Annotated in this window: 15 protein-coding genes and 1 pseudogene; 10 read left to right on the forward strand and 6 right to left on the reverse strand. The window is 69.7% G+C overall.

Going from position 1 to position 15268, the window contains the following annotated elements:
- The first annotated feature begins 24 nt into the window (after window positions 1-24).
- On the forward strand, window positions 25-894 hold the full coding sequence (locus tag QTI17_RS02835) for an amino acid ABC transporter substrate-binding protein (protein ID WP_286530863.1): 870 nt from the start codon (window positions 25-27) through the stop codon (window positions 892-894).
- A gap of 77 nt (window positions 895-971) precedes the next feature.
- Window positions 972-1202, forward strand: a complete 231-nt coding sequence (locus QTI17_RS02840; protein ID WP_286530864.1) for a hypothetical protein — start codon at window positions 972-974, stop codon at window positions 1200-1202.
- Here QTI17_RS02840 and phaZ read toward each other — a convergent pair.
- The 4 genes from phaZ to QTI17_RS02860 are packed head-to-tail and all read right to left on the reverse strand — an operon-like array spanning window position 1199 to window position 5410.
- Window positions 1199-2029, reverse strand: coding sequence for a poly(3-hydroxyalkanoate) depolymerase (gene phaZ, locus QTI17_RS02845; protein WP_286530865.1), 831 nt, complete (start codon window positions 2027-2029; stop codon window positions 1199-1201). The two genes, QTI17_RS02840 and phaZ, sit on opposite strands and share 4 nt — an antisense overlap.
- On the reverse strand, window positions 2026-3693 hold the full coding sequence (locus tag QTI17_RS02850; RefSeq protein ID WP_286530867.1) for an alpha/beta fold hydrolase: 1668 nt from the start codon (window positions 3691-3693) through the stop codon (window positions 2026-2028). Before QTI17_RS02850 ends, phaZ begins: the two co-directional genes overlap by 4 nt.
- Window positions 3690-4160, reverse strand: coding sequence for a MaoC family dehydratase (locus QTI17_RS02855; RefSeq protein ID WP_286530868.1), 471 nt, complete (start codon window positions 4158-4160; stop codon window positions 3690-3692). Before QTI17_RS02855 ends, QTI17_RS02850 begins: the two co-directional genes overlap by 4 nt.
- Before the next feature lie 23 nt (window positions 4161-4183).
- Window positions 4184-5410 (reverse strand): porin, encoded by a 1227-nt coding sequence (locus QTI17_RS02860; protein WP_286530869.1) that lies wholly within the window; start codon window positions 5408-5410, stop codon window positions 4184-4186.
- 239 nt (window positions 5411-5649) lie between these two features.
- Between QTI17_RS02860 and QTI17_RS02865 the strand changes: the two genes are divergently transcribed.
- From QTI17_RS02865 to QTI17_RS02875, 3 genes are read left to right on the forward strand one after another with little or no spacing between them, the layout of a single operon-like run.
- Window positions 5650-6870 carry a serine hydrolase domain-containing protein gene (locus tag QTI17_RS02865; RefSeq protein ID WP_286530870.1) on the forward strand — a complete coding sequence of 407 codons (1221 nt, stop codon included), beginning with the start codon at window positions 5650-5652 and terminating at the stop codon, window positions 6868-6870.
- A gap of 22 nt (window positions 6871-6892) precedes the next feature.
- Window positions 6893-7057 (forward strand): hypothetical protein, encoded by a 165-nt coding sequence (locus QTI17_RS02870; RefSeq protein WP_286530871.1) that lies wholly within the window; start codon window positions 6893-6895, stop codon window positions 7055-7057.
- Window positions 7057-7227 (forward strand): hypothetical protein, encoded by a 171-nt coding sequence (locus QTI17_RS02875; RefSeq protein WP_286530872.1) that lies wholly within the window; start codon window positions 7057-7059, stop codon window positions 7225-7227. Before QTI17_RS02870 ends, QTI17_RS02875 begins: the two co-directional genes overlap by 1 nt.
- A gap of 5 nt (window positions 7228-7232) precedes the next feature.
- On the opposite strand, the gene QTI17_RS02880 is transcribed toward QTI17_RS02875, so the two are convergent.
- The gene (locus QTI17_RS02880) at window positions 7233-7835 is read right to left on the reverse strand and encodes a DJ-1/PfpI family protein (protein ID WP_286530873.1); all 603 of its coding nucleotides are present in this window, start codon (window positions 7833-7835) and stop codon (window positions 7233-7235) included.
- A gap of 63 nt (window positions 7836-7898) precedes the next feature.
- Between QTI17_RS02880 and QTI17_RS02885 the strand changes: the two are divergent.
- The 3 genes and pseudogenes from QTI17_RS02885 (at window position 7899) to QTI17_RS02895 (ending at window position 12634) form a co-directional block, all read left to right on the forward strand.
- Window positions 7899-9199, forward strand: a pseudogene (locus tag QTI17_RS02885) (aminotransferase-like domain-containing protein).
- Between the two features lie 82 nt (window positions 9200-9281).
- Window positions 9282-9971 (forward strand): EAL domain-containing protein, encoded by a 690-nt coding sequence (locus QTI17_RS02890; protein WP_286530874.1) that lies wholly within the window; start codon window positions 9282-9284, stop codon window positions 9969-9971.
- Between the two features lie 14 nt (window positions 9972-9985).
- The gene (locus QTI17_RS02895) at window positions 9986-12634 is read left to right on the forward strand and encodes a diguanylate cyclase domain-containing protein (RefSeq protein ID WP_286530875.1); all 2649 of its coding nucleotides are present in this window, start codon (window positions 9986-9988) and stop codon (window positions 12632-12634) included.
- 34 nt (window positions 12635-12668) lie between these two features.
- On the opposite strand, the gene QTI17_RS02900 is transcribed toward QTI17_RS02895, so the two are convergent.
- Window positions 12669-13697, reverse strand: a complete 1029-nt coding sequence (locus QTI17_RS02900) for a zinc-dependent alcohol dehydrogenase (RefSeq protein ID WP_286530876.1) — start codon at window positions 13695-13697, stop codon at window positions 12669-12671.
- 150 nt (window positions 13698-13847) lie between these two features.
- On the opposite strand from QTI17_RS02900, the gene QTI17_RS02905 reads away from it, so the two are divergent.
- Entirely contained in the window at window positions 13848-14441 is a 594-nt protein-coding gene (locus tag QTI17_RS02905) for a TetR/AcrR family transcriptional regulator (protein WP_286530877.1), read from the forward strand.
- 103 nt (window positions 14442-14544) lie between these two features.
- Entirely contained in the window at window positions 14545-15249 is a 705-nt protein-coding gene (locus QTI17_RS02910; RefSeq protein ID WP_286530879.1) for an SDR family oxidoreductase, read from the forward strand.
- The last annotated feature ends 19 nt before the right edge of the window (window positions 15250-15268 follow it).

Consider the following 15268-nt stretch of genomic DNA (forward strand, 5'->3'; position numbering starts at 1 on the left):
GGTCATGTGGGGCAGGAGGAATCCATGAAAGCTCGGTTGCTGGCGCCGTGTGCGCTCGTGCTCGTCTCTGCCTTGCTCGGCGCCTGCGCCAACCCGCCCGGCGCGGCAGCCGGTGCTCCGCTGCCGCGGGTCGCGCAGACGCAGACACTCAAGCTCGGCTACCGGGAGGACGCCCAGCCCTTCTCCTTCAAGGGCGCCGACGGCAAGCCGGCCGGCTACTCGGTGGCCTTGTGCCAGCGGGTGGCGGCTTCCATCCAGGCGCAGCTCAAGCTGCCCAAGCTCGATGTGCAGTGGGTTCCGGTGACCGCCGCCACGCGGATGCAGGCGGTGAACGACGGCACCGTGGACATCGAATGCGGCAGCACCACGCGCACGCTGGGCCGCGAGCAGCAGGTGGATTTCAGCAACACGATCTGGGTCGAGGGCGCCTCCTTCGTGACCCAGGCCTCGTCGCCCATGGCGCGTCCGGCCGACCTGAACGGCAAGCGCGTGGGCGTCATTCCCGGAACTACCACCGAGGCGGTACTCAAGAGGCTGTCGGCGCGCGGCATCGCGCCCGTGCTGGTCCCCATGCAGACGCACACCGAGGGCATCGCGGCGGTGCGCACCGCCCGCATCGACGCCTACGCCACCGACCGCCTCATCCTGCTGGGCGAAGCGCTCGGCCAGCCCTCCACGGTGGCGCTCAAGCTCAGCGACGACTACTTGTCCATCGAGCCTTACGCGCTGATGATGCGGCGCGACGCCGACCTGCGGCTGGCGGTGAACCGCGGGTTGGCCGAGACCTACCGCAGCGGTGCGATCACCGAGGTGTTCCGCCAGTCCTTCCCGGCCGGCGCCCGGCCCTCGCCGCTGCTCGAGGCCATGTACATCCTGAACGCTCCGGAGGAGTGACCGGGCCGTCTCAACCCCGCTCGCTCCCGGCACGTCGCAGTGCTACGCTATGCGGCACACGAGCGCAGGAGACAAGCATGACGGCCAGCTACGTGGAAATACAAGGCGCCCAGGCGGATGTCGATCTCTGGGACGGGCTGATCAGGGACCACAACGCCCTGATCGTCGCCATGATGCAGAAGATGTCCGAGGTCGCGAGCGCGGACGCGATCTGGTTCGACGAGCGGATCACGGAGGCCGAAGGCATCGAGAATCGCCTGGTCGTCGGGCTCGACCGCGCCCAGCGCCGGTTGCGCGGACTCATCTAGGCCGTTGCCGCCGCGTGCTGGTCCATGAACCTCTCGACGCGCCGCGCGGTCTGCGCGGCGCGGGTCAGCACGAAGAGATGCCCGCAGTCGACCATCTCCAGCGTCGCCCGGGGCAGCCCGGCCGCGATGATGCGGCCGTTGACCGGCGGCACGATCGGATCGTCGCTGCCCATCATCACCAGCGCCGGCGCCTGCACCCGCTTCAGCCAGGGCCAGCTGGTCCAGCCCGCGGTGGCCAGCAGCTGGTAGAAGTAGCCGTGCCAGCTCGGGCTGCGCATGGATTGCGCATGCAGCTGCAGCAGCTCGGTCTCCAAGCGCAGTTCGCCGCCGTAGAGGTCGCCGCCGATGCGCATCAAATAGGCCGGATCGACATAGCGCCGCGGGCTCAGCATCTTCAGCAGCACGTTGAGCCGGCCCGGCACCATGACGATGCCGGCGCAGGTGGCGGCCAGCGTCAGCGTGCTGCAGCGGCGCGGATGGTTGATCGCGAACTCCTGCGCCGCGGCACCGCCCCACGAGACGCCGAACACATGGGCGCGCTGCACGCCCAGGTGGGTGAGCAAGTCGGCGCCCAGGCGCGCGATGTCGCGCGGACGGTAGGGCAGCCAGGGCGCGGGCGATTCGCCGACGCCCGGCGCATCGAAGGTGACGACCCGGGTGTGCGAGAAGCGGGCAATGAAAGGCGCCAGCGTCTCGACGCTGGCGCCGATGCCATTGAACAGCAGCAGGGTGCGTTCGGCGTCCGGCGCGCCGCCGATGGCGACGCGCAGGCGCTGGGTTCCGATGCGGACCGGGAAGGTCTCCAGAGGTCGGACCCCGGCCTTCATTCGGCCGCCGACCCGGTGGGCCCGAGCACGTAGGTTCCCGGTGCCGCGCACAGGGCCGGATGGTCGCGTGAGCCTTCGCGGGCCGGCGCCCGCTTCTGCGCGTCGGAACGCGCCGCGAGCCAGGCCGTGAGGTGCGGCCACCAGCTACCTTCGTTCGCCTGGCCGCCCGACTCGAAGCGCTCGGGCGTGTCGTGCGCACCGGTGTTGGTCAGGAACGACGCCTTCTTGCCGCCGGGCGGCGTGACGATGGATTGCACGTGCCCGCTCGATGTCAGCACGAACTCGCTGTGCCCGCCGAGCATGCGGCGCGTCTGGTAGCAGCCCTCCCAGGGCGTGATGTGGTCGGTGCGGCCGGCGACGATGTAGCTGTCGCAGCCAACGTTGGCGAGCGACAGCGGCAGCTCGCCGATCGAGAGGCCGCCTTCGTGCGCCAGCGCGTTGGTCTCCAGCAGCGCGATGAAGTCGGCATGCAGCCGTGCGGGCAGGCGGGTGGTGTCGGAGTTCCAGTAGAGGACGTCGAAGGTCGGCGGCTTCTCGCCCATCAGGTAGTTGTTGACCCAGTAGTTCCAGATCAGCTCGTTCGGCCGCAGCCAGGCGAAGACCTTTGCCAGGTCCTTGCCCTGCAGCACGCCGCTGCCCCCGCTGGCCGTGCGCGCGAGCTCGAGCGTCTCGAGGTGCGCGAACAGGCCCATGGAACTGTCGGCGATGCCTTGCACGTCGAGCAGCGACACCAGCAGCGTGAGGCTTCGGGCCCAGTCGCTGCCCTTGGCCGCCAGGTAGGCGAGCAGGGCCGATGCCGTGATGCCGCCGGAGCAGGCACCCAGCACGTGCATCTGCGGCGCGCGGGAGATGTCGCGCACGGCCTGCATGGCCTCTTCGAGCGCCAGCACATAGTCTTCCAGCCCCCAGCCCGACTGCTCTGCGCCGGGATCGAACCAGCTCACGACGAAGACCTGGAAGCCCTGCTGCACCAGGTGCTCGATCAGGCTGCGGCCGGGCGCGAGGTCCCAGATGTAGTACTTGTTGATTTGAGGTGGCACGATGAAGAGCGGCGTGCCGTGCACCTTCTGCGTCTGCGGCCGGTACTGGACCAGCTCCAGCATCGCATGCCGATAGACGACCGAGCCGGGCGTGACCGCGAGGTTCTCGCCGACGCCGAAGGCGGTGCCGTCAACCATCGCCGGCAGGCCGCCGTTGTCGCGCCAGTCGGTCACCAGGTTGCGTGCGCCGTCGAGCAGGTTGCGCCCGCCGGTATCGAGCGTGCGGCGCAGCGCCGCCGGGTTGCCCAGCAGCGTGTTGGTCGGCGCCAAAGTGTCGGCGACCATGCCCAGCGCCATGCGGGTGCGGGCCTCGTCGCGTGGCGACAGATCGAGTTCGCCGGCCAGGCGCTGGGCTTCCCGCACCAGCGCCAGGTGGCTGTGCATCAGGCCGCGATAGAGCGGATTGCCCTGCCAGGCAGGATCGTCGAAGCGGCGGTCGCCGGCGGCGGGCTCGACGGTCGAGCGGCCGATGGCGACATCCAGCAGGGCCGCGCCGGACCGGTGCAGGCTCTGCAGGGCCTCGACCGGACGGGTGCCGACGGCGGCGGCGAGCGCGACCAGGGAATCGGCGAGCCGCGTGCCGTCGCGCGGCAGGTCGTCGCGGATGTGTGCGCCCGTGTTCATGCCATCACCAGCGCCAGCGATTCGGCCACCATCACGGCGCCCCATGCCTCGCCGCGGGCATGCGCCGTGTTGCGGCAGCGGACCAGCCACTGGCCGGGCTGCTTCTCGGTGACCTCCACCAGTTCCACCTGCAGGCGGACATAGCTGCCGCTCGGCACCGGCGCGAGGAATCGCACGCGGTCGAAGCCATAGTTGAGCACGCCGCTCGCGTCGGCCGGATAGACGCCGAGCTCGAAATGCGCCGCCGGAATCAGCGACAGCACCAGCAGGCCGTGCGCGATCGTGTGGCCGAACGGCCCCTGCGTGCGGGCACGATCGACGTCGACATGGATCCACTGGCTGTCGCCGGTGCAGCCGGCGAAGCTGTCGATGCGCCGCTGGTCGAGCAGCACGGGGGCCGCGTGGCCGAAGTCATGGCCGACATGCGCCTTCAGCGCGGCCAGGGTGTAGTCCTTGGGGATGTTCATGGTGAGTGCGCTGGCGGCCGATCTCAGAAGATGTGGCGGATGCCGACGTCGTAGCCGGTGGAGGTCTTGGCGGTCGGCATGACGCCATTGATCGGTTTCGCGTAGAAGGCCGGCCCGCCCACCGTGAGGTCGGCGCCGCCCTTGTTGTCGATGCGTGCCGCGGTCGCGTACACGGCCGTGCGCGCCGACAGGTTGTACACGTAGCCGAGGGCGAACTTCTCCGACTTCGGATCCGGCGACAGGCCGGGGATGAGCTGGTTCAGGGCGGTGACGTTGTTGTACTTGACCTGGGTGTAGACGGCGCGGATCAGGCCGGGTCCGACCGGCACGGTGGCGCCGACCAGGGCGCCGTTGGCACCGGGGCTGGTGAAACCGAAGGCATTGGGCAGCGGCGGGATGCCGGAGAAGTCGGTCTTGGTCTTGTTGTGCGAGTACTCGCCGAACAGCTTGACGACGCCGAAGTCGTAGGTGGCGCCGAGGTTCCAGATGTCCAGATAGCTCGTGGTGCCCTGGAAGAACTGGTCCCCGATGGTGCTGCGGGCGGCCGCCACGGCGACGTCCAGCGGGCCTTTGGCGTAGCCGAAGCGACCGCCGACATAGCGGCCGGCGCGCTGGCTGTTGGGCACGTTCGGGGTCAGCGTGCCGGGGTCGTACTTGGTCGCCTCGTTGAAGGCGTACATGAGCTGGCCGTAGAAGCCGCCCAGGTTCGGCGGCAGGAAGTAGCCCACCGAGTTGGAGGCCCGGACATAGTTGGGATTGCCCTGGAAGCCGTTGGCCACCTGGCCCGGAGTGTTGAAGCCGCTCGCGGTGGCGATCAGGTTGATGCCCACGCCGTTGGAGGTGAACGGATCCATCACGGCGTCGTTCCAGAAGGTGGGCGTGTAGTCCCGGCCGAGGCGGACCTCGCCCAGGGCGCCCGACAGGCTGACCGTGGAGCGGCGGTTGAAGGCCAGGCCACCGCTGGGGGTGACGCCGTTGCCGGTGTCGTTGAGTATCCCGGCCTCGAGCCAGAAGCTGGCAGCGGCACCGCCGCCGAGGTCCTCGGTGCCGCGGAAGCCCAGGCGGCTGCCGGTGTAGCCCGAGCTGTTCTGCCCGGTGCTGCTGGTCGTGACGCCGACGCCGAACGGCGTCTCGGCCTTGTTCGAATAGCCGCTGACCGTGGCGTCGACGACGCCGAACATCGTGACGGAGGACTGGGCGGAAGCGCCGCCGGCGGCGAGGACGGTCAGGGCGATCAGGGTTTTCTTCATGGGGTCTCTGCGGTGTTGGAAATAGGGCAAGGAAGTGAAGCGATCGAGCGCTGGCGAGGGCCAGCCTCGACCACCCGGTGTGCTTGCGGGACAGGCGGAATTTTGGAAGGGGGGCCGATTTGGATACCCCTCCTTGGCGGAGGGGGGGCAGGGCGGGGAAGGCCCGAGGGCCGCGCTTGTCCGGTGCGTCCGGATTGCTGTCCAATGCGCTGCACATCATCACTTCAGCGGGTCGAAGCATGAAGCTCGGCAAGATCATCCTCGGCGCGCTCGCGGTCGCCGCCATCGCCGGAACCGCGGGCTGGTTCAGCCTGGACAAGGAAACGCGCGGGCTGCTCGCCACGCTGCCGACCGACCGCGACCTGCTGTTCTGGAGCCAGCCGCAGCGCGACGCCGCCTTCCGGGCCCTCGATCGCCTGCCGGTGCTGGCCAAGGCCCATGTCGTCGCCGCTGGCGGCAAGCCCTCGCCGTTGCCGCCGGGCCCGCCACTGGCCCTGCCACTGGATGTCGACGCCTACATGGCCCAGCAAAGGAGTGCCGCACTGCTGATCCTCCATGACGGCAAACTGCGCCTGGAGCGCTATGGCCTGGGCTTCGACCGCGACGGGCGCTGGACCAGCTTCTCGGTGGCGAAGTCCATCACTTCCACGCTGCTCGGCGCCGCCGTGCGCGACGGCAAGATCCGCAGCCTCGACGACAAGGTCAGCGACTACATCCAGGAGATGAAGGGCTCGGCCTATGACGAGGTCAGCATCCGCCAGCTGCTGACCATGACCTCGGGCGTGCGCTGGAACGAGGACTACGCCGATCCGGACTCGGACGTGGCGCGCTTCAACAACCACCAGCCCGAGGAAGGCGTCGATGCGCTCGTGAGCTATCTGCGCAAGCTGCCGCGGGCAGTGCCGCCCGGCACGCGCTGGAACTACAGCACCGGCGAGACCAACCTGGTGGGCGTGCTGGTCGCGCGGGCGACGGGCAAGCCGCTGGCCAGCTACCTGTCGGAGAAGATCTGGGTGCCGGCCGGCATGGAGCAGCAGGCGACCTGGCTCCTGAGCCGCACCGGCCAGGAGATCAGCGGCTGCTGCATCCAGGCGGCCACGCGCGACTTCGCGCGCTTCGGGCAGTTCGTCCTCGACGGCGCGCGTGCCGGCGGGCAGCCCGTGGTGGCGGACGGCTGGCTGGCCGAGGCCACCACGCGACAGGCCGACATCGGGCAGCCGGGCCGAGGCTACGGCTTCCAGTGGTGGACCTACGACGACGGCAGCTTCGCGGCGCGCGGCATCTTCGGCCAGGGCATCTTCATCGATCCGAAGCGCAGGCTGGTGATCGCCTCCAACGGCGACTGGGCGGGCGGGGCCAACGACCGTGCCGACAGCATGGCGCGAGAGGACTTCTACAAGGCGGTGCGCAAGGCGATCGACGACGAGGCGGCAGCGGCGGCGAAGAAGCCCGGGGGCTGAGGCTGCCCTGAAGCCCACGCTCGTGCGTCAGATTGCGGACGAGCCCTGGCTCGATACGCCGGTCATCACTCGCACCCAGACCGAACTGAAGACGCTGCGCATCGCCAGTGGCACGGTTGCCGAGGTCCTGGCGACGAAGTCGCCTGTTCCTCCAGACGCCGCGGTCTACGACGCGCAAGGGCAGTGATGCTGCCGACGTTTCGGGACATGCACATCCACCTCGACAAGACCTTCTACGGCGGCCCGTGGGCTGAAGCTGTTGCTCGTCTATCTGTCCGCAATGCCGTATTTCACAAGGGCAGACTCGTGTATGGCGCCGCCGCCGCCGCTGGCGCCGCAGTGCCGAAGGCCGTCTAGCGGCGCTATTGCGGCAGATACGGTGCGATCTGTCCGAAGGCGTTGGCGACGTACGCTTCCTTCTCGCCCACGGGCGCCACGTAGTGCAGCGCCGCCCTCGCGGCCTCGTGTCCTTCGGTGCGGGCGATGATCCAGGCCGCCAGGTAGGGCGAGGCCAGGCAGCCACCCGCGGTGGCGACGTTGCCGCGTGCATGGAAGGGCTGGTTCAGGACTTTGACGCCGGCCGCCTGCACCCAGGGTCTGGTGGTCAGGTCGGTGCATGCCGGCACGCTGCCGAGCAGGCCGAGCCTGGCCAGGATCAAGGTGCCGGAACACTGGGCCGCGATCAGCTGCCGGCCGGGGTCGAGTGCCAGGCGCCCCATCAGCACGGGGTCGTCGACGACCTCCCGTGTCCGCACGCCGCTGCCGACGACGACGGCATCCGCATCTCGAGCGTCCGCGAGCGACGACTGGGCGCGCACGGTGACGCCGTTCATGGACCTGACTTCCGCCGTCGGGCAGCACAGCGTCACGCGCCAGTCAGGCTTCTTGATGCGGTTCAGGACGCCGAGGGCGATCAGCGAATCCAGTTCGTTGAAGCCGTCGAAGGTGAGGATGGCAATGTGCATGGTGATGCCATCGTAGGCGCAGCGATCAATACAATCAAAAAATTGTCATGAATACACCGAGTGATGGCCGAAGCCCGATACAAGCAGCTGGTCGATGAACTCGCGGCCGAGATCCGGACCGGGCATCTCCCGCCGGGTACGCGCCTGCCCACCCATCGCCGGCTGGCCGAGCGCCACGGCCTGGCCCTGGTCACGGCGTCGCGCGTGTATGCGGAGCTCGAGGCCATGGGCCTGGTCAGCGGCGAGGTCGGGCGCGGCACCTTCGTTCGCGAGGCGGCGCTTCCATTCGGCCAGGGCGTCGACCAGCAGGCCGTGGCGGCAGGCCTGGTGGAGCCGAGCTGCTGCGCGCGGCCCTGCGGCAGATCGCCGCCGGCGGCGATCTGGAAGCGATGCTGCGCTATGCGCCCCATGGCGGGCGCATGCACGAACGCGCCTGCATCGCCCGGCACCTCGCGTCGCGGGGGCTGGCGGCCGATGCGTCTTCGGTATTGATCGTCGACGGCGCGCAGCACGGCCTGGCGGTGACGGTGATGGCGCTGCTGCAGCCGGGCGACGTGGTCGCGGTCGATGCGCTGACCTACCCGGGATTCAAGGTCCTCGCCGAGGCCCAGCGGCTGGAACTGGCGCCCATTCCGGCCGCGGGGCAGGGGCCCGACCTGGATGCGCTGGAACGGTTGTGCGCGCGGCGCCGGGTTCGGGCCGTCTACACGATGCCGACCCTTCACAACCCGCTCGGCTGGGTGATGAGCGCGACCCGTCGTCGCCGCCTGGCCGCGATCGCCCGGCAGCACGGCCTGCTCGTCATCGAGGACGCGGCCTATGCCTTCCTGGCCGACAACCCGCCGCCGCCGATGGCGATGCTGGTGCCGGACCGCACGGTTTACGTTTCGGGCCTGTCGAAGAGCGTGGCGACCGGGCTGCGCGTGGGCTTCGTGGTCGCGCCCCAGGCCTGGGTGCCGAGGATCGAGCGCGCGATCCGGGCCACCACCTGGTGCGCGCCGGGCGTGACGACAGGGATCGCCTGCGGCTGGCTGGAGGACGGCACGGTCGCCCGGCTCGAGGCCGAGAAGCGACAGGACGCCGCTCTGCGCCAGTCGATGGCCGGTGCCGCGCTCGCCGGCCTGCGCTGCGTGCGCCATCCGTCGTCGTACTTCGCCTGGCTGCCGCTGCCCGAAGAGGTCCGCGCCGACCGGGTCGCGGCGGCGCTGATGCGCGAAGGGGTTTCGGTGTCGACGGCCGAGCCCTTTGCGATCTCGCGGCAGGTGCCGCACGCCCTGCGCCTGGCGCTCGGCTCGGTCGCGCTCGACAGCCTGGACAGTGGCTTGAGGGCGGTGCGGCGGGTGGTCGGGGAGCACGCCTTCTGAGCGCTCGGTGCCCGGCACTCAAGTTTCGGCGCCGAGCGCCGATAGAGGAGAGATGGCTTCCCCCACCCTCCCCGCCTTCACCATGGCATTCCAGCCCATCGTGGACGCCGACGAGCGCGCGGTCTTCGCCTATGAGGCACTCGTGCGGGGGCTCGAGGGGGAGGGCGCGCTCGAGGTGCTGGGGCAGGTCGGCCCCGAGCAGCGCTTCGCCTTCCATGAGGCCTGCCGCATGCGCGCCATCGAACTGGCGGCCCGGCTGGGCATGCGGGCCAAGCTGAGCCTCAACGTCATGCCCAACGACGTGGCCGGCCAGGAGCAGTGCTTTCGCAGCGCGATGGCCGCTGCGGCGCGCTTCGGCTTCCCGGTCGAACAGCTGATGTTCGAACTCACGGAGGGCGAACGGGTGCAGAACCTGCCCGGCCTGGCGGCGTCGTTCAAGACCTTCAAGTGCTACGGCTTCACCTCGGCCATCGACGATTTCGGCGCTGCCTATGCGGGCTTCGAGCTGCTGGCGGGCTTCCAGCCCGACATCGTCAAGGTCGACATGAGCCTGGTGCGGGGCGTCGATGCCGATCCGGTGCGCCTGGCCATCGTGCGCGGCTTCGTCCAGACCTGCGGCGAGCTGCGCGTGCGCGTCGTCGCCGAGGGCATCGAGACGCGCGACGAGCTGCGCGCGCTGCGCGGCATCGGTGTCAAGCTGTTCCAGGGCTACCTCTTCTCGCGGCCGGTCATCGCGTCCCTGCCGCCGATCGCCTGGGGGGACGCCGAGTGATGAAGCGCATGCGCATGAACCTGCCCACCCGATCCGCGCTGTTGACGACCTCGCTCGTGCTGATGCTGGTCGGCGCCACCGCGGCCTGGCAGTACCGGCAGTTGTCGCGCGGATACACGGCACTGCTCGGCCAGCAGCTCCAGGGCCTCGCGCAAGCAGCGGCCGCGGACCTCGACTACAAGCTCGCGATGCACCTCGCGACGCTGTCGCGAGAAGCGCGGCGCGGCGATGCCGCGACCTTCTACGATCCCGGGCGGCGTGCGCCGTTCCTCGCCCACAGCGGTCTCCGCCCGATGTTCGACGGCATCGCACTGATCGACGTCGCGGGCAACATCCTCCAGGCCGAGCCGCCGCCGGTCGCCAAGGAGGTCAGCGTGGCGGACCGCGAATATTTCCGGCGGGCCCGCGACACCGGGGTCGCCGCGGTCTCGCAGCCGCTGAACGCGCGCACCAGCGGCGAGTCGGCGGTGCTGATGGCGGTGCCGGTCAAGGACGCCGACGGGCGCGTGCTGGGCGTGCTCGGTGGCGGCCTGAACCTGCATCGGCCGAACATGCTGGGCAACCTGGCGGCGGCGCGCCTGAGCGGCGAGGGCTACTACATCGTCGACTCCGGCGGCGAGTCGCCGGTCTACGTCGTCCACCCCGACCCGGCTCGCGTGCTTCAGCCGGTGCGAGGCGGGAAGGCCGACACCGAATGGCGCCAGCCCGACGACCTCGAAAGCAGCGCGAAGATCGCGGCCACCGGCTGGAACGTGCATGTGGTGTTGCCGGCCCGGACCGCCTATGCGCCGCTGGCGAAGGCGCGCCGGGCGCTGCTGCTCCAGATGCTGCTGCTCGCGGTGGTGACCGGCGCCCTGGTGTGGGCCGGCACGCTGTGGCTGGTGCGCCCGCTCGGCTCTTTGCATTCGGTGATCCGGCGCCTGCGCCGCAATCCCGACGCGCCGGTGTTGCTGGACGTGCGCGCGAACGACGAGTACGGCGACCTCGCGCGCGAGTTCGATGCGCTGATGACCGAGTTGCGCACGCAGCGCAGCGAAAAGGCCGCGCTGTCCGATGCCGCGCCGGTCGGCCTCTTTCGTTGCGACGAGCGGGGGCGCATGGTCGACGTCAACGACGCCTACCTGGCCATCCACGGGATCGAGCGGGCACAAGCGGCCAATGGCTGGCTCGGGTGCGTCCGGCCCGAGCAACGCGAGGAGACATGGCGGCAATGGCTCACGCGGGTGGCCAGCAACGAGCCGTTCCAGTTGAAGCGCTGGATCCGGCGTACCGACGGCAGCAGCGTGCTGGTGTCCCTGCAGATGCAGCCGATCGTCGCCGCCGGCCGGGTGGTCGGCCAGGTCGGCACCCTGATCGACATCACCGAGCGCACGCTGGCCGAGCAGGCGCTGCGCACCCAGACCGCGATCTTCGAGAAGACCACCGACTACGTGGTGCAACTCGACAAGCATGGCCGCCTGAGCTATATGAATCCGGCGGCGCGCCTGCGCACCGGCGTGGCCCAGGACGCGCCTGTCACGCATTTCACGATGGCTGACTTCATGCCGCCGGCCACCCTGCTGAGGCTGCGGGAAACCATCGTCCCCACGGCCGTTTCCCGCGGCGTCTGGGTGGGCGAATCGGACATCTGCGGCGCCCATCCGGCGGACGTGTTTCCGGTCAGCCACATGGTCATCGCCCACCGCGACAAGGCTGGCAAGATCGAACGCTTCTCGGGCATCATGCGCGACATCTCGGAAGCCAAGGCCACCGAGGTCGCGCTCTTCGAGAGCGAGGCGCGATTGCGCACCATCGCCGATGCGCTGCCGATGCGGGTGGCGTTCATCGACACCTCGCAGCGCTACAGGTTCGTGAACCGGGCCTACGAAGGCGCCTTCGGCATCCCGCGGGAGGCGATCGTCGGCCGGACGGTGAAGGAGCTTTTCGGCAGCCGCTTTCATTCCATCGAGGCCCACGTGGCCCGGGCCCTGCAAGGGGAGCCGGTCACGTTCCAGAGCGAGCTGGTCAGCGACGGCGGCTATGCCTGCTTCGAGTCGAACTACATTCCCCAGCGCGGCATCGACGGCAGCGTCCTCACGGGCTTCCACGCGGTCTCGACCGATGTCACGCGCCAGAAGCAGGAAGAGAAGCGCCTGCTGCAGCTCGCGCACGAGGACCCGCTCACGGGGCTGGCCAACCGTGCCGGCTTCAACCGGCGGCTCGAGGAAACGCTGGCGGCGGCGCCCGGGGGAGGCCGCGTGGCGGCCTTGATGTTCCTGGACCTCGACCGCTTCAAGCAGGTCAACGACCAGTTCGGCCATGGCACCGGCGATGCCTTGCTGCGCGAAGTGGCCGACCGGCTGGTCCAGGCCCTGCGGGCACGCGATTTCGTCGCCCGCGTCGGCGGCGACGAGTTCACGGTGATCATCGGGCAGGTGGCCGACGCCCAGACCGCGGCACGCATCGCCGCCAAGATCGTCGACGCCTTGAGCCGGCCCTACATGCTGAGCGGCTGCCGCATCGACGTCAGCGCCAGCGTGGGGGTGGCCTTCCATGTCGCCGGCAGCGCGGCGACCGCCACGCAGCTGATGCTCGCCGCCGACGAGATGCTCTACCAGGCCAAGGGCGCGGGCCGCAACGACTACCGGCTGGCGGAGTTTCCCGAGGAGCGCGCGACGGCCTGAGGCGCGGATTCGCCAGGCCATCGGCACCGTGCGGTCAGCCGTCGGCCAGCTTCATCACGACGCGCCCTTCGATGGCGCCCTGGCGCATGCGATCGAAGATGCCGTTGACGTTCTCCAGCGTGTCTTCGGAGTAGACGGTGTGCACCTTGCCATCGCCGGCGAAGGCCAGGGCTTCCTGCAGGTCCATGCGGGTGCCGACGATCGAGCCCCGGATGGTCTTGGCGTTGAGCACGACGTCGAAGATCGGCAGGCCGAACTCGCCGGGCGGCAGGCCCACGAGCGACATCGTGCCGCGCTTGTGCATCATGCCCAGGGCCTGGTCGAAGGCTTTGCGCGAGGGCGCGGTGACCAGCACGCCGTGCGCGCCGCGCAGCGCGCGCTGCAGCTCCTGGGCCGGGTCCACCTTGCTGGCGTTGACGACGAGCTCGGCGCCGACCTTGCTGGCCAGCGCCAGCTTCTCGTCGTCGACGTCGACCGCGGCGACGTGGAAGCCCATCGCCTTGGCGTACTGCACCGCCATGTGGCCCAGGCCGCCCACGCCGGAGATCGCGATCCAGTCGCCGGGTTTGCAGTCGAGCACCTTCAGGCCCTTGTAGACCGTCACGCCCGCGCAGAGCACCGGGGCGATGGCCGAAAAGCCGATGTTCGAGGGCAGGTGGCCGACATAGCCCGGGTCGGCCTGCACGTATTCGGCATAGCCGCCGTTGACGGTGTAGCCGGTCATCTGCTGGCCGTCGCACAGCGTCTCCCAGCCGGTCATGCAATGCTCGCAGTGGCCGCAGGCGGTGTGCAGCCAGGGGATGCCCACGCGGTCGCCCTCCTTGACATGCTTCACGCCGGCGCCGACCGCCGAGACATAGCCGACGCCTTCGTGACCCGGAATGAACGGCGGGCTGGGCTTCACGGGCCAATCGCCATCGGCGGCGTGCAGGTCGGTGTGGCAGACGCCGGAAGCCATGACCTTGACGACGATGCGGCCCGGCACGGCCTCGGGAACGGGGACCTCGTCGATCGTCAACGGCTGCTTGAAGGCGTGGACGACGGCGGCTTTCATGGTCGGCATGCTGTGCTCCTTGGTCGAGGCACGGGGCGAGGTTTTCAATGTAGCGATCGGTTCGGCGCTTGTCCAGCCCGGCGGCGCCGCGCGGATTGACAACCGGCAATCTGAAGAATATGATTGCGATCATATTAATTCCGATCGACACGAGCCCTCATGAGCCGCACCCCGAACAGCCGCAAGGAAGAAACCCACGAGCGCATCGTTGCCGTGGCTGCCCGCGCGATCCGGGAGCGCGGCTATGCCGGCGTGGGCGTGGCCGATGTCATGAAGGAAGCCGGCCTGACGCATGGCGGCTTCTATGCCCATTTCGATTCGCGCGACGCCCTGCTGGTCGAGGCCCTCGAACGGGCGGGCCGCGAGAGCGCCGAGGCCGTGGCCCTCGCCGCCGAGCGGCGCGCCCGCAGGGGAGTGAGCGCATTCCGCGCGCTGGTCGAGACCTACCTGGCGGATTCGAACCTGGCCTCGCTGGCGTGCGGCTGCCCCGTGGCTGCGCTCGGCTCCGACATGCCGCGCCAGTCCGAGGCCGTGCGCGAAGCCTCCGCCCACCGGGTACGTCGCCTGATCGCCGGCGTGCGCGGCGCCCTTCCAGACGCGCCGCGCGCGGCTGCCGCGGCGGTGGCCGGCACCCTGGTCGGCGCCCTGCAACTGGCGCGGGCGCTGGGCGACGGCGAAGAAGCGCGCGCGGTGCTGGCGGATGCGCGCAAGTCGCTGCTCGCGCAGTACGAACCGCCCGCCGCCGCCCACTGAACCCTGCCGACATCCTGCCATCGTCATGCTTCGCCTATTAATATGACATAGATCATATTGTTTGTTCCCTCCCACCACCCTCACTTGTCCCAAGGAAGCCATCATGAAAATCAGCAACGCCACCGTCCTCGTCACCGGCGCCAATCGCGGCATCGGCCTGGCCTTCACCCGTGAGCTGCTGGCGCGCGGCGCCCGCAAGGTCTACGCCGGCGCCCGCGATCCGTCCAGCGTCACGCAGCCCGGCGTCGAGGCCATCCGCCTCGATGTCACGAAGCCCGAAGAGGTCGCCGCCGCCGTGGCCCGCGCCGGCGACGTGACCCTGGTGATCAACAACGCCGGCGTCGCCCAGGTCGGCGGCTTTCTCGCGGCCGACAGCGAAGAGGTCGCGCGGCGCCAGTTCGAGACCAACTTCTTCGGCATGCTGCGCATGAGCAAGGCCTTCGCGCCGGTGCTGAAGGCCAACGGAGGCGGCGCGCTGCTCAACGTGCTGTCGATCGTCTCGTGGATCAACGGCGGCCAGCTCGCCGGTTATGCGGCGACCAAATCGGCCGCCTGGTCGCTCACCAACTCGCTGCGCCACGAACTGGCGCCGCAGCACACGCAGGTCCTGGCGCTGCACATGGCCTTCGTCGACACCGACCTGGCGCGCGGACTCGAGGGCCCGAAGACCAGCCCCGAGGACATCGTCAAGAGCGCCCTCGATGGCCTCGAGGCCGGCCTCGACGAGGTGCTGGCCGACGATCGCACCCGGCTGGTCAAGCAGGGCCTGACCGCCGCCACGCCGAGCTACCTGCCGACGCGCGCCTGAGCGCCGAGCCGAATCCGAC

Source organism: Variovorax sp. J31P179 (assembly GCF_030316985.1).
In the GTDB taxonomy this organism is placed as follows: Bacteria; Pseudomonadota; Gammaproteobacteria; order Burkholderiales; family Burkholderiaceae_C; genus Variovorax; species Variovorax ginsengisoli_B.